The following is a 300-nucleotide window of genomic DNA, read 5'->3' on the forward strand; positions in this document are numbered from 1 at the left end:
GGAAACGCTGCATCGTAAAGGCCCGACCAGGTGTTTTCGCAGCGTTTCCGCAAGTTGCTCTGTCAGAAAAGTCTAACAACTCGAATTTCTTGCCCTAATCGAGCGAGAAGGACGGCCCGACCCCGCTCCTTGTGCCCGAGGGGCGTCTATTCCGCGTCCAAGTCGACGACGAGCCCGTCCATGATGTCGTTCACGGTTTTCATGGCGCACATCTTGCCGCACATGGTGCAGGTGCCCTCGGTAGAGGGAGGTGCGCTTTCGATGACGGCGCGGGCGCGGGCCGGATCGAGCGACAGGTCG

1 protein-coding gene is annotated in these 300 nt (G+C 60.7%); it reads right to left on the bottom strand.

Features of this window, described 5'->3' with window-relative positions; all coding sequences use genetic code 11:
* Positions 1 to 146: 146 nt before the first annotated feature.
* On the bottom strand, positions 147 to 296 hold the full coding sequence (locus NE591_RS14430) for a phosphomethylpyrimidine synthase ThiC (protein WP_256157005.1): 150 nt from the start codon (positions 294 to 296) through the stop codon (positions 147 to 149).
* Positions 297 to 300: the final 4 nt, after the last annotated feature.

Source organism: Adlercreutzia sp. DFI.6.23 (assembly GCF_024462535.1).
In the GTDB taxonomy this organism is placed as follows: Bacteria; Actinomycetota; Coriobacteriia; order Coriobacteriales; family Eggerthellaceae; genus Adlercreutzia; species Adlercreutzia rubneri.